This window comes from Sorangium sp. So ce176, assembly GCF_051519835.1.
Taxonomy (GTDB): domain Bacteria; phylum Myxococcota_A; class Polyangia; order Polyangiales; family Polyangiaceae; genus Sorangium; species Sorangium cellulosum_G.
Genome location: NZ_CP150371.1, coordinates 9,738,735 through 9,759,533, shown reverse-complemented (window position 1 = coordinate 9,759,533; position 20,799 = coordinate 9,738,735). Strand labels below are relative to the sequence as shown.

At 71.1% G+C, this 20,799-nt stretch carries 14 protein-coding genes; 5 read left to right on the top strand and 9 right to left on the bottom strand.

Annotated elements, in window-relative coordinates:
• Positions 1 to 185 precede the first annotated feature (185 nt).
• Positions 186 to 1,277 carry a cellulose binding domain-containing protein gene (locus WMF42_RS36915; RefSeq protein ID WP_437687797.1) on the bottom strand — a complete coding sequence of 364 codons (1,092 nt, stop codon included), beginning with the start codon at positions 1,275 to 1,277 and terminating at the stop codon, positions 186 to 188.
• 245 nt (positions 1,278 to 1,522) lie between these two features.
• Between WMF42_RS36915 and WMF42_RS36910 the strand changes: the two genes are divergently transcribed.
• Positions 1,523 to 2,566: an alpha/beta hydrolase family esterase gene (locus tag WMF42_RS36910; protein ID WP_437687795.1), complete on the top strand. Its 1,044-nt coding sequence runs from the start codon at positions 1,523 to 1,525 to the stop codon at positions 2,564 to 2,566.
• A 210-nt stretch (positions 2,567 to 2,776) separates the two neighbouring features.
• On the opposite strand, the gene WMF42_RS36905 is transcribed toward WMF42_RS36910, so the two are convergent.
• Entirely contained in the window at positions 2,777 to 5,614 is a 2,838-nt protein-coding gene (locus WMF42_RS36905) for a hypothetical protein (protein ID WP_437687793.1), read from the bottom strand.
• A 222-nt stretch (positions 5,615 to 5,836) separates the two neighbouring features.
• On the opposite strand from WMF42_RS36905, the gene WMF42_RS36900 reads away from it, so the two are divergent.
• Positions 5,837 to 6,778, top strand: coding sequence for a PEGA domain-containing protein (locus WMF42_RS36900; RefSeq protein ID WP_437687791.1), 942 nt, complete (start codon positions 5,837 to 5,839; stop codon positions 6,776 to 6,778).
• Positions 6,779 to 6,784: 6 nt separating this feature from the next.
• Here the strand turns inward: WMF42_RS36900 and WMF42_RS36895 are convergent, their stop codons facing one another.
• The 3 genes from WMF42_RS36895 to WMF42_RS36885 all read right to left on the bottom strand — a co-directional run bounded on the left by WMF42_RS36895 (position 6,785) and on the right by WMF42_RS36885 (position 11,571).
• Positions 6,785 to 8,284, bottom strand: coding sequence for a serine/threonine-protein kinase (locus WMF42_RS36895; protein WP_437687789.1), 1,500 nt, complete (start codon positions 8,282 to 8,284; stop codon positions 6,785 to 6,787).
• A 473-nt stretch (positions 8,285 to 8,757) separates the two neighbouring features.
• Entirely contained in the window at positions 8,758 to 9,123 is a 366-nt protein-coding gene (locus tag WMF42_RS36890) for a hypothetical protein (protein ID WP_061609772.1), read from the bottom strand.
• Between the two features lie 285 nt (positions 9,124 to 9,408).
• Positions 9,409 to 11,571, bottom strand: a complete 2,163-nt coding sequence (locus tag WMF42_RS36885; protein WP_437687787.1) for a hypothetical protein — start codon at positions 11,569 to 11,571, stop codon at positions 9,409 to 9,411.
• Between the two features lie 155 nt (positions 11,572 to 11,726).
• On the opposite strand from WMF42_RS36885, the gene WMF42_RS36880 reads away from it, so the two are divergent.
• Positions 11,727 to 12,428: a tRNA-uridine aminocarboxypropyltransferase gene (locus WMF42_RS36880; RefSeq protein ID WP_437687785.1), complete on the top strand. Its 702-nt coding sequence runs from the start codon at positions 11,727 to 11,729 to the stop codon at positions 12,426 to 12,428.
• A gap of 16 nt (positions 12,429 to 12,444) precedes the next feature.
• Here the strand turns inward: WMF42_RS36880 and WMF42_RS36875 are convergent, their stop codons facing one another.
• The 3 genes from WMF42_RS36875 to WMF42_RS36865 all read right to left on the bottom strand — a co-directional run bounded on the left by WMF42_RS36875 (position 12,445) and on the right by WMF42_RS36865 (position 14,841).
• The gene (locus WMF42_RS36875) at positions 12,445 to 13,293 is read right to left on the bottom strand and encodes a CAP domain-containing protein (RefSeq protein ID WP_437687783.1); all 849 of its coding nucleotides are present in this window, start codon (positions 13,291 to 13,293) and stop codon (positions 12,445 to 12,447) included.
• Positions 13,294 to 13,888: 595 nt separating this feature from the next.
• Positions 13,889 to 14,404, bottom strand: a complete 516-nt coding sequence (locus tag WMF42_RS36870; RefSeq protein WP_437687781.1) for a hemerythrin domain-containing protein — start codon at positions 14,402 to 14,404, stop codon at positions 13,889 to 13,891.
• Positions 14,405 to 14,631: 227 nt separating this feature from the next.
• Complete coding sequence (locus WMF42_RS36865; RefSeq protein WP_061608962.1) at positions 14,632 to 14,841, bottom strand: hypothetical protein; 210 nt, start codon at positions 14,839 to 14,841, stop codon at positions 14,632 to 14,634.
• Between the two features lie 341 nt (positions 14,842 to 15,182).
• Here WMF42_RS36865 and WMF42_RS36860 point away from each other — a divergent pair, with 341 nt between their 5' ends.
• Together WMF42_RS36860 and WMF42_RS36855 are read left to right on the top strand one after the other, a co-directional pair.
• The gene (locus WMF42_RS36860; RefSeq protein WP_061608961.1) at positions 15,183 to 16,469 is read left to right on the top strand and encodes a hypothetical protein; all 1,287 of its coding nucleotides are present in this window, start codon (positions 15,183 to 15,185) and stop codon (positions 16,467 to 16,469) included.
• Between the two features lie 268 nt (positions 16,470 to 16,737).
• Entirely contained in the window at positions 16,738 to 17,727 is a 990-nt protein-coding gene (locus WMF42_RS36855) for a hypothetical protein (RefSeq protein ID WP_437687778.1), read from the top strand.
• Positions 17,728 to 17,849: 122 nt separating this feature from the next.
• Here WMF42_RS36855 and WMF42_RS36850 read toward each other — a convergent pair whose 3' ends face one another.
• Positions 17,850 to 20,630, bottom strand: a complete 2,781-nt coding sequence (locus tag WMF42_RS36850) for a hypothetical protein (RefSeq protein WP_437687776.1) — start codon at positions 20,628 to 20,630, stop codon at positions 17,850 to 17,852.
• Positions 20,631 to 20,799 lie beyond the last annotated feature (169 nt).

The window sequence follows — 20,799 nt, the reverse complement described above, 5'->3', positions numbered from 1 at the left end:
GCGCAGAACAGCGGGAGATCGGCGCGCTCCACCGCGACCGCCGCGACCGCCGCGACCGCCGCGTTGGGCCACGGCCGAGCCCCGCTCGGCGGAAAGACAGACGGAAAGTGTTGGAAATGCCGAGCTATCTTCCGGCCCCTTCTCCCTGTCGCAGAAATCCCTGGCGGGATTCCTGACGCGCGAAGCTAGTCGCCGAAGAACTCGGCGGCTTGATTGCCGAGGATCTGCTGGCCCGCGCCGTTCGCGTGGCAGCTATCGGCGGTGGTGCCCGACCCGAGCGGACCGAAGCTGCCTGGATAGATCACGTTCAGCGTCCGATCGGCGGCCGCCCGCCGGGCAAGCTCGTCGGTGAGCTCCGGGCCGCCTCGGCCCGCGAGGTCGCAGGTCCATCCGGATTGGTATTGCGGCTGACCCGTGATGTAGATGGTCGCCCCGGGCGCCGCGTGCTCGCGCGCGTTGGCGATGAGCTTCTTGACCTCGTCGTACGTCGCTCCATCGAATGAGAAAATGCAGATCTGAACCCAGACTGCAGTCGGCTTGCCGTATCTGGCCGCCTGCTGATCGAACTTCCTCCAGGAGGCCGAGCTGGTGCTCGTCCAGCTCTGGACGACATCGCCGTTGGTCCCATAGGGGGGCCACATCCGCTCTCCACCGACGGCCTGGTACCCCTGCGCGGTGTTCTCCGCCATCGAGCAGCCGATGAAGCCCATCGAGCGCGGGGGCCCGCCGCCCGAGCCGCCCGCGCCGCCGCTGCCGCCTGCGCCGCCGCTGCCGCCTGCGCCGCTGCTCGTCGAGGAGCTGGAGGAGCCAGAGGACGAGCTCGAGCTGCTGCTCGAGGAGGAAGTGGTCGTGCCTCCCGTGCTGCTGGCCGACACGATGGTGGGCCGCCCGGTGCCGTTCGCGCAGAACCCCCATGTCAGCGTCCCCTTCTTCGGGATCGCCCCGTTGTAGCTCTCGTTGGTGATGTTCAGCCGCCCGCCCGATGGCGTGGAGCGCGCGTTCCACAGGCTGGTCACCGTCGTCCCCCCGAGATCGACGACCATGCCCCAGGACGTCGTGGCCGAGGTGTCGCTCAGGTTCCTGACGGTCACGCTCGCGCAGTACCCGCTGCCCCACTGCGACTGAAGCGCGATCGTCGCGTCGATCACGCCGTCGGGGCTGGTCACCCCGGACTCGATGGAGGCGCTGTCCTCCAGATCACCCGACTCCATCGAGCATGCGAGCAGGCCGCAAGCGAACGAGAGGGAGACGTGCCCGAGCAAGCGATGCATACGCATAAGATTCTCCATGTCTGGGCCGAGCGATTCACAGGTCTTACTCGAGATAGATGAGCAATCAGGGGTGCGCCTGCGAGCTCGCGCCGTTCATCAGGTTATGGGTCCAAGATTCCCGGTCATCATTCTTTCGATCCGATCACGGTTATCTGCGCCGGTCGGCGCGATCCGGTGGCATCTGTGCACTGTCCTGAAAAGCAACGATGTGTCCGCGGATTCGGGCACCCCACCGAGTGCTCGGAGCGCTGGTGATCGGTGTCGTCCCGTCCTGGCTTGCTGCGTGCTCGACGTCGCCGGGCAGCGACGGCGCAGGGAACGGTGGAGCAGCCGCCGCCACGAGCGGCCAGGGCGCCGGCGGCATGGGCACTGGCGGCGCGGGAGTCGGGGGCGGGCGTGGCGGGAGCGGCGCGGGCGACGCCGCGAGCAGCGGAGATCCGACCGGGAGCGGCGGTACGGGGGCGACGGGAGGAAGCGGTGGTACCGGCGGGTCGGGCGGGGGCAGCAGCGAGCCGTGCCCCACCGCCGCGACGCTGGCACCCGGCGACACGACGATGAGGATCACGGTGGATGGGATGGAACGCTCATTCCTCGTTCACGCCCCGCCGAGCTACGATGGCGTGACCCGCGCCCCGATCGTGTTCGATTTTCACGGGCTCAGCGGCAACAGCAACCAGCAGAAGAACCTCTCCCGCTGGGATGACGTCGCCGACGCCGAGGGCTTTCTCGCCGTCTACCCTAAGGGCGTCGAGAACGCGTGGAACGCTGGGCTCTGCTGCGGTGACGGCGCCGACGATGTCGCCTTCGTCAGGGCCATCATCACGACGCTGGAGAGCGAGGCGTGCATCGACCCGAAGCGCATCTACGCCTCGGGCTGCTCGAACGGCGGCGGCATGTCGTACAAGCTGGCCTGCGAGGCAGCCGACGTCATCGCCGGCGTGGCGCCGGTGGACTTCGACTGCGTTGACGGCGCCGGGTGCGGGGACTGCTCTCCGACGAGGCCCGTCACGGTCGTGCAGTTCCGCGGAACCAACGATTCGCTCGTGCCGTACGAGGGGAGCGGACCGTTCGCCGGTGCCCGAGCGAACTTCGCGACGTGGGGCGAGCTCAACCTGTGCACCGGCTCGCCGGAAGCGCTGCCCGAGCGCTCGGCGTGCGACGCGTATCCAGCGTGCGGCACCGGCGCAGAGACCGTCCTCTGCACCGTTCAGAACGGCTCGCACTGCGGCAGCTACGCCTCGTTCATGATCCCCGAGCTCGCCTGGAAGGTCCTCCAGCGGCATGCGCTTCCGTAGGCACGGTCCGAGGGGGCGACCTGTCCAGGTTCACGCGTCCCCGAGGAGCGTCGACGCTCACCATCAACCGATGTCCTGGATGACGGTGCCGACGTCGCCGTGCCGCACGAACGCGCGGTTCTGCCGGATGTCGTACGATCTCGGCGAGCCGTCGACGATGTCCTGATCGAAATGGTGGCGCTCATGGCGGAGCGTGGCGGCTCGAGGTGCTCAGTTGGCGGCGCGCCGCACGGCGACGCCGACGCCGGCGGTGCTCCAGCAGCCGCCCACCGTCCAGGAGATCGTCGTGTTGGAGTTGCCCACGAGGTAGCCGGCCAGCGCGACCATGGTCGTCGGATCGGTCAGGCGCCGGTTCATGGTGGAGGTCGCCGCGGTGGGGCTGATCGTGGCGCCTGTATTGCCGTTGCGCGCCGCCATCACCGTGTACACGAACGAGCCGGTCGCGCTGAAGTTGGTGCTGACCCCTCGGGACACCGTGCCGCCGCAGTCCGTCGCGCTGGCGTGGATGCCGGTCGTGGTGGCGCTCGCGAACGGGTTCGACTGGTGCACGCCCTTCAGCTCCACCACGTTGGCGAAGTACACGCCCCAGGTGTTCGAGTTCGCCATCTGCACCACCACGGGCTTGTTGCCGGTGGCGGCCGGAAGCTGGCTGTCCAGGAGGTAGTAGATGCGCGCCGCGCCGTTGTTCTCGCCCGGCACCTGCTGCGCGTTGAAGAGCGTCATCGGCGTGCCGTCGTAGGTGACGCTCACCGGCACGAGCGAGTTCTCGGAGGCGACGATCCCGACGAGGATCATGCGATCGTGGTCCCGCGGCGTCTGCAGGGCGTGGCTCACGTTGATGATGGGCGGCGACATCCCGATGGTGCCCAAGGTGCCGATCGTGCCCGAGTTGACGACGACGATGTCCGGCGTGACGACGCAGTTGCCGTTCGAGCAGATGGTCCTCGTCCCCGAGCACACGTCGCCGCAGTCGCCGCAGTTGCTGGCGGTGCCGAGCTGGGTCGTGCAGCCGTCGCGGGGGTCGCCGCAAGCCTTCCAGCCCGGGTTGCAGGTGGGCACGCAGGTGCCGGCCGTGCAGGCGGTGGCGCTCGCGTTCGCCTGGAGGCACCGGGTGTTGCAGGCCCCGCAGGCGTTGATGTCGCCGGAGGTGTCCTTCTCGCAGCCGTTCATCCCGTTGCCGTCGCAGTTGCGCCACAGGCCGCTGCACGCCGGGCTGCAGCCCGACGAGCTGCATTGATTGCTGGTGACGTGGGCGCTCGCCCCGCTCTGGCACACGAGGTTGCAGCCGAGGCAGTTGCTCTCGTCGCTCCAGAGGTCGATGTTGCAGCCGTTCCTCGGTACCCCGCAGTCGTCGTACTGCGCGCTCGTGCACACCGGGTTGCAGGTGCCGTCGAGGCACTGATTGCTGGTGGTGTGGATTGTGTTGCACTGGGTGCCGCAGGCGCCGCAGTTCCCCTCGTCGGTCCTGATGTTGGCCTCGCAGCCGTCGGTCAGCGAGCTGTTGCAGTTGCCGTAGTCCGCCCTGCAGCCGACGAAGGAGCACGCGCCGGTCTGGCAGGTCGCGGTGGCGTTCGCGTAGATCGTGTTGCAGTTGACGCCGCCGGCGGCCGCGCAGGCGCCGCAGTGGGTCTGGTTCGAGTTGATGTTCGTCTCGCAGCCGTTGTCCGGATTGCTGTCGCAGTCGCCCCTGCCGCTGTTGCAGGTCCTCACCTGGCAGGCGCCGCCCTCGCACTTGGGGGTGCCGTCGGCGATGGTGCACGTCTCGCCGCAGGCGCCGCAGTGGCTGAGGCTCGTGTCCGTGCTCGTCTCGCAGCCGTTGTCATAGCTGCCGTCGCAGTCGGCGAAGCCCGGCGCGCAGCGGTCGATGGCGCAGCCGGTGGCCGTGCACTTGCCGGTGCCGTTGGCGACAGTGCACAGGCCGCCGCACGTGCCGCAGTTCTCCGGATCGGCGGCCAGATTCACCTCGCAGCTGTCCTCGGGGTCGCCGTTGCAGTCGCCCCTGCCGGCCGGGCAAATCGTCTCACCGCACTCGCCGTCGCGGCACCAGGGCCTGCCGCCCTCCGTGGGCACGCACGCCATGCCGCACCCGCCGCAGTGCAGCACGTCGCGGGTTGTCGCCCTCTCGCAGCCGTCGGCGATGTCGCCGTTGCAGTCGGTGAAACCCTCGTCGCACTGGATCTTGCACTCCGACGCCTCGCAATACGCGTCGCCGTTCGCGGCCGGACACAGCTCGTCGCACCCGCCGCAGTGGCTCGCGTCGGTCGAGGTGTTCACCTCGCAGCCGTTCTCGGGATCGCCGTCGCAGTCGGCATAAGGCGCTTCGCACGCCTTGACCTTGCAGGAGCCGCCCTGGCACTCGGCGGTCGCGTGCGGCAGCGCGCACTTCAGGCCGCAGCCGCCGCAGTTGTCCGGGTCGGTGCGCACGTTCACCTCGCACTCACCCCCGGCCTGACGATCGCAGTTGGCGTAGCCGTCCGAGCAGGTGGGGCCGCACAACTCGTCGATGCAATCGTCGCTGAGGCAGTCCCTGCTCGAGCGGCAGCGCTCGCCGTCCTCGCAGCGCCCGCAGTCGGCGCCGCAGTCCACGTCGCTCTCGGTGCCGTTGGCCACGCCGTCGGTGCAGGTCGCCCCGACGCACAGGCCCTCTCGGCACACGCCGCTCTCGCAGTCGCCGGCCCCGTTGCAGTCCTTGTCGGTCGCGCACTTCTTGTCGCAGCTGCCGCCGCAATCGACGTCCGACTCCGAGCCGTCGCGGGCGCCGTTCATGCAGCCCGCTTCCTGGCACATGTTGTCGATGCACTCGCCCTCGGCGCAGTCGCGGCTCGCGGCGCAGGCGGAGCCGAGCGGGCACGGCTCGCACGGGCCGCCGCAGTTCAGGCCCGTCTCGCCGTCGGACTGCGTGTCGTCGATGCAGTGCGTCGGCAGGTCGGGCGGCGCGAACTGGAAGTCCGGCACGCTGCACGAGACGGCGGAGATCCCCGCCGTCAGCGCGGCGGCCGAGAACGCGCGGAGCAGCGCGAAGCAACGTAGAAGGGTCGGGGTCGACATCCAACGACAAAAGTACCATTCTCTGGCGGATTTCGCGGCGACAAATCGAGACAGCGTCAGGATCCGCGCGCAGAGCTCTGCCGGCATGCTCGCACCTCCGACGACGACGCGGCGCGGCGTCGCGCGCCGCGGAGGCCGCGCCGCCACGTTGACAGCGGCGGAGAAGGCAAGTCACTATGGTGAGCTCATTATGGTAAGCGCCGCATGAGGAATTTTCCACGAATGCTCCGCGTCGCATCGGTGCTGCTGCTGCTCCAGGCGCCCGCGCTCGCCCAGGACACCGACGAGCTCAAGCGAGCTCGCGCGCAGTTCCAGCAGGCGACCGAGCTCGAGCAGGCGGGCAACTGGTCCGCGGCCCTGCAGCAGTTCCGCGAGGTCGGCCAGGTGCGGATGACCCCGCAGGTTCGCTTCCACATCGCCGTGTGCGAGGAGAACCTGGGGCGGCTCGTGGCCGCGCTCGGCGGCTACGAGCTGGCGCTCGCGGAGGCCGACACCGTGGGGTCCGATTTTCGGGCCGAGGTCGAGCAGTCGATCGGCCGGCTACGCGCCAGGATCCCGAAGCTCGTCATCGTACGCGGCAAAGGGGCGGGCTCTGCGGCCATGGCGCTCGACGGCATCGCTCTCGGCGGTACGTCCATCGGCGTCGAGGTGCCGCTCGATCCCGGGCCTCACGCGCTCACCGCCAAGGCGCCCAACTACAAGCTGTTTCAAGAGACGGTGGAGCTGAAGGAGGGGGGGGTGACGCGCGTCGAGGTGACGCTCGAAGCGTTGCCGCAAGAGCTGCTGATCCGGGCGGGCGCCTTGGCGGAGAAGCCGCCGTCCAAGGTGGTGCCGTACGTTATCGGGGGCGTCGGCGCCGCGAGCCTGATCGGCTCCGGGGTGTTGTTCGTGCTCCGCCAGGGAGCGCTCGCGGATCTGGAAGACGCCTGCGGTCCGGGCGGCAAGTCGTGCCCGTCCTCGATGGCGTCGCGCTACGACGACCTCAAGTTCTATCACTACGGCGCGCAGGTGGCGCTCGGCGTCGGCGTCGCCGCGGTCGGCACGGCGACAGCGATCTTGCTCCTTCAGAGGAAGAAGCCAAAAGAGCCAGAGAAGACCTCGCTCGAGCTCGTGCCCGTCGCGGGCGGATCCGAGATCGGCGCGCGTCTCTCGGGAGCCTTCTGAGGGAGTCTAGAACCCCGGATCGTGCTTCCACGACCTGGGCGCCGCGGGCTGTTGCGTCGGGCTCGGCGCGCTGGTCGGATCGGCGGGCATGCTCCGACCGCGGGGCGCCGTGCTCGGACGTGAAGCCGGGCGCGGGGCCGGCGCTGCGCTGGCCGAGGCCGAGGCCGAGGCCGAGGCAGAAGGCTCGCCCGGGGGCGTGCCGGGCTCGGCCGCAGGGGGCGCCTCCGTTTCGGGGGGCGCGGGCGCCTCCGCGCTGGGGAGCGCCGGCGCCGGGGCGACGGGCGTGGCGACGGAAGGAAGCGGGGGCGGTGCGTCGGCGCGCTGGAGCAGCAGCACGGCGAGCAGGCCGGCGGCGAGGAGGCCGAGGAGCACGGCGGCGGGCAGCGCGCGGCTCCTGGAGCGCGCGAACGGCGGGATCTCGATGTCGGGCGTGCTCGTTCCGACCTCGCCCGCTGTCGCGCGGCGGATGTCGATGGTGTGGAAGGCGCTCACCGTCGAGTGACCCGTGCCGGTCACGTCGGAGATGCCGAGGTTGTTGCTCGGCGGGCTGCGGTCGGCGCGCTCCAGCGCCTCGGTGAGGGCCGCGCGCGTTTGCTGCTGCTGGTCCTCGAACAGCTCGCGGATGAAATTGGCGACGTCCTCGTCGGCGGCTCGCTGGCTGGGCGGCAGCGCCTTTTCGAGCGCGCGCAGCAGGTCTTTGGCCGTGGCGTAGCGCTGGTCGCGCTCTTTCTCGAGCGCGCGCAGCAGCACGGCCTCGAGCAACGGCGGGTAGCCGGGCAGGAACGTGTGCGGCGCAACCACCGGGTCCGGCGACGAGATGGCGAACAGCGTCGCGCCCTCGGATTCTCTGCGGAACGGGTGTGCGCCGGTGGTGAGCACGTAGAGCAAGATGCCCATCGCGAACACGTCGACGCGCCTGTCGATCGCGTCGCCGCGCACCGCCTCCGGCGCCGTGTAGCTCACCTTGCCCTTGAGCTGGCCGGCGCGCGTCGTGCTGTCGTTGAACGCGGTGGCCTTGGCCACGCCGAAGTCGACCACCTTGGCGTTGCCGTCGTACGTGACCAGGATGTTCTGCGGGGAGATGTCGCGATGCACGAGGCCGACGAGCTTGCCGCTCGCGTCCTTGAGCTCGTGCGCGGCGTGCAGGCCGGCGCAGGCCTGCACCACGATGCGCACGGCGATCGGGATCGGGATGCCGTTCTGCCTCTTGGAGGCCTTCATCACCTGGCTGAGCGGAACGCCGTCGATCCACTCCATCGCCAGGAACAGCACGCCGTCCTGCTCGCCGAGGTCGAGGATCTCGACGGCGTGCGGGTGGCGGATCTGGGACGCGAGCGACGCCTCCAGGAGGAACATGCGCTCGAACTGGTCGTCCTCGGAGAGCTGCGGCAGCATCGTCTTGACGGCGACGATCTTCTGGAAGCCGCGCGTTCCCTTCAGCCGCGCCGCCCACACCATCGCCATGCCGCCTGCCGCGATCGGCAGCAGCAGCTCGTAACGACCCAACACGGACCCGGGACCGAGCTCGGCCGGGGCGCTGGGTAAGGCATTCGGCGCAGGATTCACGCTACTCGCAAGGTTTACTACGTTCGGTGACTGTACGAGTGTGCGAAGAAACCAAGCAAGTGTCTAACGACAAGAAACACGCGGAGGCTGGCCGCTGTGTCGCACCAACGCCTACATCTCCCTTGCGTTCAGCGGCTGCCGGCGGCGACGCTTCGCAGGTGGACAGGTGAAGGCGGCCGGTCTGGTGCATGGATGGACTGTAGATGCAGCGTTGTTTTCCAGGAGAGTCGGATTGCACAGGGGGGTTCCGTGTCAACCGACGTGTGCCGCGTGGCTGTACGGTGGGACCGGTGATGGCGCGGGCCGTTCACCGCGCCGTTCAGAACGGCTCGCGCTGCGGCAGCTACAGAATTCGAGGGGATGCCTCGGCGCGGCCTGTCCAGCGTCACGCGGCCGCCGCGGAGCGCCGACGCTCACCACCAACCGATGTCCTGGATGACGGTGCCGATGTCGCCGTGGCGCACGAACGCCCGGTTCTGCCGGATCTCGTACGATTTCGGCGAGCCGTCGACGATGTCCTGATCGAAATGGTGGCACTCGAGCTTGTGGACGCCCTCGCCGTGCATCAAGGCGCCCTTCAGCTTGATGTACGTGCCGTTGTGGCGCATCTGGAGCACGCGGATCGCCTCGTGGCTCGCGTCGATGAGCAGCTCGAGGTGGACCGATTTCACCTCCTTCGGGTGGGAGGCGTCGAACGCGAGACTGACGGCGATGCCGGCGTCGAGCAACGCGTCGATGTCCGATGTTGAGAACGTCTCGTACACGGTGATCTTCGCCATCACGCGCTCCTTTCGAGGGGGTGCCCGGGGCCGTGCCACGCACGGAGCGACGAGCAGGGGATCCCCGGCGCAGCGCGGCCGGAGACGTGGTCTGGAGGGAACGACGGCATACCCCCCATGAAGCCTGGCTACTGCAAGGCTCCTCGGGATGCAAGCGACCGGCGCGTGCCGCGCGCGCGCTGGTCCGGTGTGCGTCCGGGTACAGGACGTCACGCCATCAGGCCATCAGGCCATGGATCCGTGAGGCCATCGGTTCGGCGGTTGATCGGTTCACCGCGGAACTCGTCAACGGAGGCGGTCGAGCTCGCCCTTCACGGACGCGAGGCGCGCCTCGCGCTGCGCTTCGAGCTGCTCGAGGCGGCGGCGGGCGCCGGACAGCTCGTCCTCCAGCGCGAGGATGCGGACGACCAGCGGGTTCGCGCCGGCCGGCGATCCGCTCTTGTCGCCGAGCGCCTCGAGGTGCTCGCGCAGCCGCGCGAGGTCCTTCTCGATGCGGCCGATGCTCGCGCTCTCGGCCGCCTTCTCCCGATCGGTCTTCTCCACCTCCTCGAACAGCCTCGCCGCGGCGCCCAGCGCGGCGCGGTCCGCGGCGGTCAGCGCGGCGACGTCGGCCTTCTCCCGCAGCGCGCGCGACGAGAGCGAGCGCACGTCGTGCGAGCGCTGGAGCGCCTCGTCGATCGTCACCTCGCGCTCCAGCTTGCTCCGCGGCCCGATCCGCAGGACGCCCAGAGGCCTCCCGCTCGCCTCGTCGAAGTCCACCGCGTCGAAGCCCCGGGCGCTGGCGTTCTTCACGATGTCGAGCGCCACGTGGACGCGCCGCCCCTCACCGCCGCGGTTCTCGACCGCATACGTGCGCCGGTGCTTGCGGACGAAGTGCTCCGTGAGGCGCCCGCCCTCGAAGACGAGCCGCTGCGTCGCGTCCTCCGGGCGCCGCGCGGCGGTCCGCAGCGCGACGTCGAGATCGACGCCGAACAGGAGGAACGCGCGCTCGCCCGGCTTGAGGCGCGGCAGCCCCGTCTCGCCCGCGAAGCCGCTCGCCTCGTAGACGGCGACGGGCCCCGCGGGCAGCGTCTGCGCGGTGGTGTTCGCGAGGCGCGCGCCGCTGCGGCCCCGCTCCTGCTCGCCCTCGAACCACGTGAGCCGCTGCGCCTCGACGTCCTGCTGCGTGAAGGGGACGAGCGCCGAGCCGTGGGCGCGCAGGTGGAGCCCCCCGGCGAGCCGGTACGTGAACAGCGCGCCGTTCTCGACACCGACTGCCTGCGCGACCTCGGCGAGGTTGCCGATGCTGAGCGCCTCGCTCTCCTCGGTGCTCCCGTCGGGGAGGGTCATCCCGCTGCCCGTCCCCGAGAGCCCCATGCCGTGGCTGCCCCCCAGCCGGCCTTCGCCGCTGCCGAAGCCCATCGAGGTGATCGACCCGTCGGCGTTGTCGCCCCAGATCTGGTCGGGGGTCCTGTCCGCGAGCTGCGGGATGGTCGAGAGGCTCTCGTCCGGATGGGCGAGCCCTCTGCGCGCGTAGCGCGGGGCGCTCAGCGGGAACAGGAACGAGTCCGGCCGGCCGTTGACGAGCTCCACGCTGACGCCCGCCCAGGGCTCGTCGGTGTCGTTGTGGACGAGCGCCCAGCCCTGCAGCTTCGCGCGCCCGCCGTCGAGGAGCAGCCGGTACGTGGAGCGCCACACCGGCGTCTCCGCGATGTAGCCGAGGCGCACCGGCGCCGCGCTCTCCGCGAGGACGCGCAGGCTGCGGCGGATCTGCGCCGCGCGCCCCGACAGCGCGCCCACGGCGGCGCCGAGCCGGCCCGCGACGATGGGGTCGACGGGGCGCACCTGGTCGACGCGCGAGGCGCGCAGGCGCCGGATCGCGCCGCCACGCTGGATCAGGGTGAGGTACAGGTCCTCCTGGGTATCTGGCGCGACGGCGGCGCGCTCCTGCCGTCCGGCCTCGAGCGCGGGGGCCTTCCCGCCGGTCCCCGCGGCGGCGACCGAGGCGGCCCGCGGCGAGAGATGTATCGGCGGGGCGTCCGTCACCTCGGCGAGCTGGCCGCTCCACGCCTCGGCGCCGGCCTTGATCTCGACCTCGATGCCGCGCAGGCTCTCCAGCACCTCGCGGTACGTCACGGGCGCGTCCGACTCGACCGGCAGCGCGGCGAGCGATCGGCTCAGCCCGCCGCTCAGCACGCTGTCGAACTCGATGCCTGTCACGCGCGCCTCTCCGCTGGAGAGCACGATCAACGTCTTGAGGGCGTCATCGACGTGCGAGGCCGGCACAGGCAATGAATCGCTGCTCGACGAGATGTCTCCGCTGCGCTCGAAGTATCCGACGCCTGTCTCGTACAGCCGCAGCTTCTTCAAGGGAAGCGCCGACGCGACGGCCGGCGAGGCCGCGGGGGGCACGTGACACCCGGCGATCAGGACAAGGGTGCTCAGCGCGGCGGCTCGACGGCAGACCACCGCCAGTGGGGCAAGCATGCGCGTCACGACACCGTGGCTCCCGCGAGGTTCCCGGGCGCCGCGCCGGAGCGCCTTTCCGCCGTCCGTGCTAGGGTCCGCGGGCGTTCCAGCGCCCGAGATCGCGCGGATCCGCTGGGCCGCCCGGTCCTGACCTGATGACCTTCATCCCGCTGCAACCGCCCGATCTGCCCCCCATCCGCGCGCGGGGGACGCCGCGCTGCCGCGGCTGCGGCTTGCCGCGGGCGATGTGCCTCTGCGGCGCGCTGCCCCGGCTCCCGGTGCGGACGCGCGTCGTGCTGCTGACGCACCGGATCGAGCGCACCCGGAGCACCAACACGGGTCGGCTCGTCGCGCGCCTGCTCGAGGGCGCCGAGGTGCGCGTGCGCGGCGAGATCGAGCCGCGGCCGCGGCCGCCGTTGCCGGAGGGGCGCCGGCTCATGCTCTTTCCGTCGCCGGGCGCGCGCGCCCTCTCGCCCGACGACGTGCGCGGCGAGCCGGTGGTGCTGCTCGTCCCCGACGGCAACTGGAACCAGGCGCGCCGGGCCTTCCACCGCGATCCCGACGCGCGCGGCGCCGAGCCGGTCACCCTGCCGGAGGGCGCGCCGAGCCGCTATGGCCTGCGGCGCGCGCCGCACGAGGGCGCCCTGTCGACGCTGGAGGCCGTCGCGCGCGCGCTCGGGTTGCTGGAGGGCGCGGCGGTCGAGCGACGGATGATGGAGGCGTTCGACGTCTGGGTGCACCGCGCGAGGTGCGTGCGGCTCACCGGAAAGCTCGAGGGAGGGGAGGCGGCCTGCGGCGACGAGGACGGCGACGAGGCCGTCCCGGGCCGCGACGTTCACGGACCCGAGGGCCCGTGAACGTGCGCCGCGCCCGTCAACGGAAGTTCTGCACTGCCCAGACGCTCCCGTCCGGGAACGTGTGGAACCCGCAAGCCACCTCGGTGAACTCGGGGTTGCTCATGTTGATGTAATGGCCGTGCTTGTTGAAATCCTCGCCGGGCCCCTCGTCCCACATGAGCTGCAGGCACGAGGCGATCATGGATTGCGGCGGACCGGGCCACCCGGGGCATTCGTTCTGCGCCCTCTCCTTGCAAGCGCCGAACGCGCCGTGCGGCGTATTGGTGTTCCCGTCGGACTCGCACTCTTCATCGGAGCATGACTCCGCATCGGTCCAGCGCCCGAGGGGCGGCAAGCCGAGCGTGGCGCGGTGCTTGTTGATCGTATCGACGCAGAGCTGCGCTGCGCCCGTCGCGCCGTCGCTGCCGCCGGTGCCGCCAGCCGGTGAGCCGCCGGTGCCGCCGGTGCCGCCGGTGCCGCCGGCCGGTGAGCCGCCGGTGCCGCCGGTGCCGCCGGTGCCGCCGGCCGGTGAGCCGCCGGAGCCGTCGCTGCCGCCGGTGCCGCCGGCCGGTGAGCCGCCGGAGCCGTCGCTGCCGCCGGTGCCGCCGGCCGGTGAGCCGCCGGTGCTCCCGGAGCTCCCAGCGCTTCCGGTGGTCGAGCCGGCGTTGCTGCCGGTTGTCGGGCCGCCGGAGCCGTCGCTGCCCCCGGTGGCCGCGGTGGTCGTCGAGCCGGCGCCGCCGGTGCTCGCCCCGCCGGCGGGCGCGCCGCTGGAGCTCCCGTCGCCCGCGCCGCTCGACGGTCCGCTCTCCTCGCTCTCGCTCGACGCGCCACCCAGCTCGCCAACGCAGCCCGACAGCACGGAAGCAATGAACGTCGCGGTGAGCACAATGGCTCGTGAGTGAACCCAAGAGTGAAGCATGGGTGGAGTCTATGGCACTTCCGACTCACGCTCAAATTTGGCCGATCTCGCTGGAACTTTGCGTTCGTGATCGGTGTTGTGGGCTTTCGATGTCTCCTGTGCGAAGGCAAGCGCGTGTGTCGCACAGGGCGTGGTTCTGTCGGTGTTTGTTTCAGTTGCGCGAGACAAATATTGAAAGAAGAGAGCCGCCAGGAGCACCAGGAGGGAGAGATGTTGTTTGTCTCTCTCAGGGCTCAGCGTTGGTGCATCTATCCAGTTGACGCCGGGACGATGATTGCGTGCGCCGCCAGCCCTCCCCGTCCCCCGAGGCGCGCTACGGCGCCGGCGCTGGCGACCTGCGCAGCTTTCCCCCGCGCCCCGCTCCGCTGCGCGACCGGATCGACGCCGCGAGGACCCGCGCGCCACGCGCTCGCGGCGGCGCGTCGCGCGCCATGGCGAAACGAGAACAAGAATACGGAGGCGGCGAGGGCACCGAGCGACCGCTGTCGCCGTGCCCTCGTCGCCTCCGTGGCTCAACCACCGCGATCGTGCTGCTGCGGCGCGCTCCGCGCCCGAGCCCTCGTCAGGCCAGGTTGGCCCCGTTCGCGTGCTTCGCGTGGCTCGCCTTGTCCGCGGACGTCTTCTTGTAGCCCGCCGGCAGGAGCGCCTCGTAGCCCTCGGCCAGCCGCTGCTCGAACTCCGCCTTCAGCTCCTTGCCGAGCTCGGAGAGGCGCTTCTCGTCGATGGCCTCCTCGACCTTGGGGAAGAGCTCCTCCTCCTCCTCCTCGACGTGGTGCTGGATGAGCTCCTTCAGCGTCGTCACCCGCGCCTTGAACGAGATGTCCTCCGGGTCGGTCGCGAGCAGCCGCTTCAGGGCGAGCTCCGCGATCGCGTGCTCCTCGTAGCTCTCGAGGATCAGGTCTTCCTTGATCTGCCGCACCGCGGGATAGAAGCTCTCCTGCTCGATCGCCATGTGCGCGACGAGCTCGTTCGCGAGCTCCGCGAGCAGCGGCGCCGGCTCCGACTTGCCGCCCTCGATCTGCTTGAACAGAGACTCTACCTTGCGGTGCTGCTTCTCGAGCAATGAGGTCGCTTTCATCGTTCTGCCTCCAACGTGCGCGCCGCGCCTCGGCACGGCCGGGGTCCTTCGTGTGTCATCGCCGACCGCGGAGCGTCTCGTGTGCAGACCCTCCCGCCAGCTCTCCAGGCGCGCCGAGCCCGGGTCGAGCGCCTGGGCTCGCCCCCGGGCCCGGACAGCCTGAGCGATTCGGATCGTCATGCCGCGCTGAGCGCGCGCCGGCTCGAGGGCCCGGCCCGCGCTCGGCGTCAGTCCGTCTTGTCCTCGATCTTGTCCCCCACGTCCTCGGCTGCGTCGCCCGTCGACTCCGCGGCGTCCTTCGCCTCGTCCTTCACGTCGCGCGCAGCGTCGTCCACGGCCTCGCCCGCGTTCTCGGCAGGCCCCTCCGGCTGAGGCTTGCTGCCACCGCACCCGACGACCATGCCGCCCACGAGCAGCGACAGATACAATGTTCTCACGGTGCCGTTCCTCCCATGCGCCCGGCGGGGTCTGCTCCCGGAGCGCGTTCAACATCCCTCGATGACTCTTCGCTTCAGCGCCCCACGTCCAGCAACGCTCGGGCCAAGCGACGCCATGAGCCCGCGCGCCTTCCTCGCCGTTGCGTCTCCGCTCCCGGGGTGCGCCCCCCTGAGACATATCGCCTCGACCGTGGCGTCCTGCGACGCGCAACGCCCGCCCGCCCGCGCCGCGCCGCGCGCGTGCCCGCTGCCTGGACAATCCGCCGGGCGGCGCCGCAATGCGGTCGCATTCGCTTGGCCTCGGTGCTGATCGGAGCAAGAATCCGCCCGGGAACCGCGACATGATTCACGATATTGCCCGGGCGCTCGGCGCCATCTTCACAGGCGAGCGGGCCTGCCTGCTGCACGCCGTCGTCCCGGCGCATGTCCACGGCCACACGCTCGCGCTGCTGCGGGCCCTGGGCGAGGCAGGCCCGTCGCCCCGCCCGGTGTGGGTCCTTGCCGACCCTGTCTACGGGCCCAGCCGGGGCTGGGCGGCCCGCGAGCGCTCACTGGCGCGCGAGCTCGGCCCCCTGCCGGCGCCTTCACCTGGGACGCTCGAGCCCGATCCCCCGGGCGAGCCGCTGAGCGCGTTCGCGCGCGTTCTCGCGGCGCACCTCGCCGCCCGCGCGCCGGGCGGCCCCGTCGTTGTGCTCGCGCCGCAGCACATCGACGACCCCCCGGCGTACGCCCGGGACCTCCTCTGGCTCACGCAGCGCCCCGAGCTCGTGCCCGCGCGCTGGGTCCTCGTGGACGCTGTCCACTCCAGCGTGGGCGACCTGCTGGCGCGCGTCGGCGAGGGCGCGTCGCGCGTCCTGTGGCCGGAGGCGGACGGCGCGGCTGTGATCGAGCTCGAGCGCCTGCTCACCGATCTCTCGGCCCGCGGGCGGCGCCTCCCGGCCGACCTGGAGATGCGCATCGGGCCCGGCTCGCCGCTCCGCGCGCCCGAGCTCCTCCCGCTGCGGCGCCTCCTGCACGAGGCGGACAGATGCTTCCACGCGGGACGGCACGCCGAGGCGGCGGAGCTCCAGAAGCAGACCGAGGAGACGCTGGCGAGCCGCGGGCTGGGCGAGGAGGCCGTTCACGTGGGCATGCAGCGCGCGCGCTCGCTGATCGCGGCGGGGGTGGTGGACGAGGGGCACCGGGTGTTCGTCGCGGCGCTGAAGGAGGCCGAGCGGCGCGGCCTGCTGGGCGTCGTCCCCGAGGCCTACGCCTCGCTCGGCAGCCTCCACAGCAAGCAGCGCCGCTTCCTGGACGCCTCGGAGGCCTACTCCCGCGCCGGAGAGCTCGCGGACCGCCGCGGCAGCCACGATTTCGCGGCGGACATGCACCGCTGCGCCGGGCACGCGGCGCTCAACGCCGACATGCCGGACGCCGCCGCGCGGGCGTGGCGGCGGGCCTTCGAGCTGCTCGGCTCGGTGGCCCCGACCGTCGGCGCGCTGGACAAGCCGCAGCAGATCGTCATCCTCGGGCTCGCCCTCGCCGACGTCTTCGAGACGCACGGCAACCTCCCCGCCGCCCGCGGCCTGCGGGGGCACGCCGAGGCGATCGAGACGCGCAACCCGCGGCGCGCGGAGACGTGGAGTTGAGACGCCCGGTTCGATGACGGGGAAAGAAGAGGAACCACGGAGCACACGGAGGGGTGCAGAGGCACAGAGTTTTATCTCTCTCCCTCACGCCTCTGTGCCCTCTGTGCCTCTGTGGTTCGTTCTCTCCGGCATGACACCAGGGCCGGGCCTATGCGCGACGCCGTCCCCGCCATGGCGGCGCCACCCGCACGGAGCGCCTCACACCCCCGAAATCGCTTGATTTGAGCCTCATGGCCGCCTGGTACGCGATCTGCCGTGGGCGCCGCCCATGGGAGACGCCGACATCACCTTGCGCCACCTCGCCCGGAGACGCCCCGACGACCTGGTGCGCGCGTTCGTTCCGGAGGGCCGCCAGATCGAGATCCTCGGCTGGATCGACAGTCAGGTCACGAACATCGAGCGCCGCCTCGACAAGGCCGTGCGCCTGCGCATCGACGGCGAGCCGCGGGTGCTGCACGTCGAGTTCTGCTTCGCGCTCCGTGACGAGGTTCCCGATCGCGTCTTCGAGTACCTCGGCTTTCTCTTCGCCGCGCTCCGCCTCGAAGCTCCCGGCGAGCCCGTGCCGCCGATCGAGAGCGTCGCCGTGGTCCTGTCGGGCCGCAAACGACGCTTGCCGGCGACAGGTAAGCGCCGCATCGCCTGGCCGGGGCGGCCGTTCAGCGGGGCGCACTTCCGCGTCGACGCCGTCTACCAGCGCACGATCAAGGAGCTGCGGGCGCGCGGCAGCGTGCTCTGGCTGGTGTTCGCCCCGCTCGCGCGCGATGCGACCGCGGCGGCGCTGCGGGAGGTCGTCGCGGAGATCCACGCCGGGGCGGCGAGCGCCGAGGAGCGGGCCGAGCTGTACACGGCGCTGCTGGTGATGGCGACCATCGATCCCTGGGGGCATACTCTGCTGAAGGAGCTCGTCATGATGGTGGAGGACAAGGAAGAAGGGCTGCTCCGGCGCACGCCGATCATCGGGGAGATGATCATCGAGGCCGAGCGACGAGGAGAGGAGCGGGGAGAGCTGCGGGGGGAGCAGCGAGGAGAGCAGCGAGGAGAGCAACGGGGAGAGCGGCGCGGGGAAGAGAGGGCCATCGCGGAGCTGCTCGGTCGCCTCTTTGCTCGTCGGATCGGGCGACGCCCGACGGCCGAGGAAGAGCGCTCGATCGTCGAGCGCTCCCGCGCGATCGGGCCGGGCGAGGTCGAGGATGCCTTGCTCGACCTCGACGGCGAGGCGCTGATTCGCTGGCTCGCGGAGCCGGAGCGCCGATCCTGAATCCTCCAGCCGGATGAAGCGCCGGCCCCGCGATCACCGCTGCGCGGGCGCGGGTCGCGCCACCCGGCTCGGACGCTCCCCCGCCACGCCGCCCGCGCGAGGCGCCCGCGCGCGGCGCCCTCTCACCCGGGGCTCGACGGATCCGCGGGATCCGTGCCGGCGTCGCGCTCATCGCCGTCGCGGAGCCCATCGCTGTCGCGGTCGACGCCGCTCCGCACGCCCGATCCAGGCGGCATGCAGGTGTACGTCAACGGGCGCCCCGTGAGGAGGGAGAGCCAGCGCAGCCCGAGATCGCCGACCGGCGGGGCCGCGCTCCGATCCGTGGTGAACTGACCACCTCCCGCGTAGAGGAGACCGACCTCCTCCAGGAAGAGCGGGAGCTTCGCCACGAGATCGCACTCCCCGGCCTCCGCGCGCTCGACGAGCAGATCGATCCGCGGCCAGGCCGCCGCCGCGTTGTGCGCGCCGAGCGTGACCTGCTGGCCGACGATCGGCGCGAGGTTCGTGTCGAAGGCGAGCATGAACTCCACGGCCTGCTCGCGCAGGATCACCCCGGAGGCGTCGAGCGGGAAGCCGTTCGGCGTGAAGACGCCCTCCTCGAACCCGATCGCCTGGTGAAAGCGGAAGAGCGTGTCCATGACGCCGTCATGCATGAACCCGAAGCCGCGGATCTGGTCGCCCATGAAATCGTTGTCTCCCGGGTGGAAGAGGCTCGGGACGGCGGCCATGCCGAACATGCCAACCTTCTGGTACAGGTTGCGCAGGTGAGGGTTCTTGAAGCTCTGGCCGTTCTCCTGCCCGACGCTCGAGCCGTCCGTCCCGAAGAAGCCGGGGAAAGGCTCGCTCGTGCCGGCGTTCCCGTCCGGGTCCAGGCTGTGGCAGGACGCGCACGAGAAGGTCCCGTCGACGCCCTCGCGGACGAAGTGATCGCGCCCCGCCTGCTGACCGGGCGTGAGGGAGTTGTCGAGGCTCCGGATCGGATTGGGCGGATACGTCACCTGGAGCGTGAAGTCGGTGAACGCCTCCATGTCGTCGTCGGGAATGGGCGCGTGCCGGCCGAGCAGGTTCGTGAAGCCGGCCTGGAACCGCCGGAACGCCGCGCGCTCGTCGAACGCCCCGCTGTCCGGCTGCGCGCTGGGCTCGTCAAGGCCGCCCGTGCGGTCGCCGCGCCAGTGCATCGGCCCGTGGTTGGCGAGCCCGCGCAGGCTCTGGGTCGTCATCGGCCCCTTCATCGGCTTCAGCGTTGTGTCGGCGGGGAAAGGCGGGTTGATGCTCGTGAACGGCCCGGGGTTCGCCTGGGTGACCTCGTCCGGGTTGCCGAGATCCCACGCCAGGCTGTCGAGATCGCCGAAGACATGGCAGCTCGCGCACGACGAGTCGCCGTGGCTCGACGTGAAGCTCGCGTCGTACAGGAGCGCCCGCCCGCGGACCACGCTCGGCGGCTCGGGGTTGTGGAGCGCGACGTGCGCGATCTCGACGCCGCCGGCCGTGTCGATGATCGAGATGGAGTTGTCGAAGCGCGTGAGCACGTACAGCCGGCCGCGCGGCTGATCGAGCGCGAGCCCGCTCGGCCCGCCCCCGCTCACCGGGATCTGGCGCGCGAGGCTCGGCACGAAGGTGTCGCCCTCCAGCTCGGCCGTCATGAAGACCCCGATCTTGCTCGAGCTGAACGCGGCGACGTAGAGCTTCGCGCCGTCGGCGGTCACCGCCATGTCGAGCGGCGTGGCCAGGCTCTTCGCGTTCTCCGGGTTGGGCACGGGCGCGCAGCACGTCGCATAATCGATGTGCTTGTTCAGGTGCCGCGGCGCGGCCGAGCCGCCGCTCAGCACGGTGATCCGGCTCTCGTGCAGGTGTCCCCGGACGCTCGATCCGGCGAAGGTGCCCGGGCCCTCGAAGCGCTCCAGGTTGAACGCCTCGGTGTTGGAGACATAGACCTTTCCGTTCACCGGATTGACGGCCATGTTGTAGAGGATTGTCCCCACGCCGGTGAAGAAGCCGGCGCTGCCGGGGCGCTGGTGCGGGGGATTGGCGGTCGCGTCGATGACGAAGACGTCCTTGTCGGGCAGCGAGAAACGGACCTCGTCGTCCCAGGTGCGCCCCGCGATGTCGACCCAGTTGGCGCCGTCGTGGCGGACGATGAGCGATGTCTGCGGCTGCGGCTCGCCGAGGAAGTTCGTGTGCGGCGGCGGCAGCCCGCCGCCCTCCTCCACGAGCACGCGGTGCACGGCCGTCGTGCGGTTGCCGGTGTGGAAGCCGGCGGCGTACACCGAGGCCCCGTCCGGGCTGACCGCGAGCGCCCTCGGGGTGTCGGTGAACAGGGTGAGGATCGTGAGGGGCGCGCCGCCGAGCGACGCGTCGGCGGCGACGGCGCTCGCGTCGAACACCCAGACGTCCGCGCGGCCGACCCCGGGCGTCGTGAGCTGCGGATCGAACGGCGCGTTCTGGCCCCGGTGGGCGGCCGTGATGAACGCGCGCGAGCGCCCGGGGCCCGCGAAGACGATGTCGCGCGGCTCGTCCCCGACGAGGAGCGTGCGCACGACCCGCGGGCGTGAGGGGGACGAGACGTCGACGACGCTGACGCTGTCGGAGAGGTGATTGACGACCCAGACCTCGCCGCCATTGCGCGCGGCGACGGCGACGGGCTCCAGGCCCACGCTCACGGAGGAGAGGCGCACGAGGCCGCCCGGCGTGACGCGGAAGATCTCGAGGCGATTGTCGGGTGTATTGGCCGCGAAGAGCAGCGCGCGGCTCGGCGAGAGCGCGATCGGCCGGACCTGGCCGCTCTCGAAGAGGGTATACGACGGCGCCGCCCTCGCCGGGCGCGCGGCCATTAGCAGGCACGCGAGGACGGCGGCGGCGACGAGCAGTGAATCGAGGGCGCGTGAATGACGGCGCGCGAGCATCCAGATCTCCTTGCAAGCGGGTAGAATGAAGTATCCCCTCAGCGTAGGACCGCACGGCGGCGCCCTGGAATCAAGTCGATCGTGGGTTCGTCGCGGCGCGGTTGCGGCGCGCTCTCCGCCCGCGCTCGCGCGCGCGCCGCCCAGCCAGGCGTGTGCCGTCCGAGCGACG

Excerpts from the sequence above, each read along its gene's own strand:
- WMF42_RS36915 (WP_437687797.1), bottom strand. The coding sequence starts at position 1,277 with ATGCGTATGCATCGCTTGCTCGGGCACGTCTCCCTCTCGTTCGCTTGC.
- WMF42_RS36905 (WP_437687793.1), bottom strand. The coding sequence starts at position 5,614 with ATGTCGACCCCGACCCTTCTACGTTGCTTCGCGCTGCTCCGCGCGTTC.
- WMF42_RS36900 (WP_437687791.1), top strand. The coding sequence starts at position 5,837 with ATGCTCCGCGTCGCATCGGTGCTGCTGCTGCTCCAGGCGCCCGCGCTC.
- WMF42_RS36890 (WP_061609772.1), bottom strand. The coding sequence starts at position 9,123 with ATGGCGAAGATCACCGTGTACGAGACGTTCTCAACATCGGACATCGAC.
- WMF42_RS36880 (WP_437687785.1), top strand. The coding sequence starts at position 11,727 with ATGACCTTCATCCCGCTGCAACCGCCCGATCTGCCCCCCATCCGCGCG.
- WMF42_RS36870 (WP_437687781.1), bottom strand. The coding sequence starts at position 14,404 with ATGAAAGCGACCTCATTGCTCGAGAAGCAGCACCGCAAGGTAGAGTCT.
- WMF42_RS36860 (WP_061608961.1), top strand. The coding sequence starts at position 15,183 with ATGATTCACGATATTGCCCGGGCGCTCGGCGCCATCTTCACAGGCGAG.
- WMF42_RS36855 (WP_437687778.1), top strand. The coding sequence starts at position 16,738 with ATGGGAGACGCCGACATCACCTTGCGCCACCTCGCCCGGAGACGCCCC.
- WMF42_RS36850 (WP_437687776.1), bottom strand. The coding sequence starts at position 20,630 with ATGCTCGCGCGCCGTCATTCACGCGCCCTCGATTCACTGCTCGTCGCC.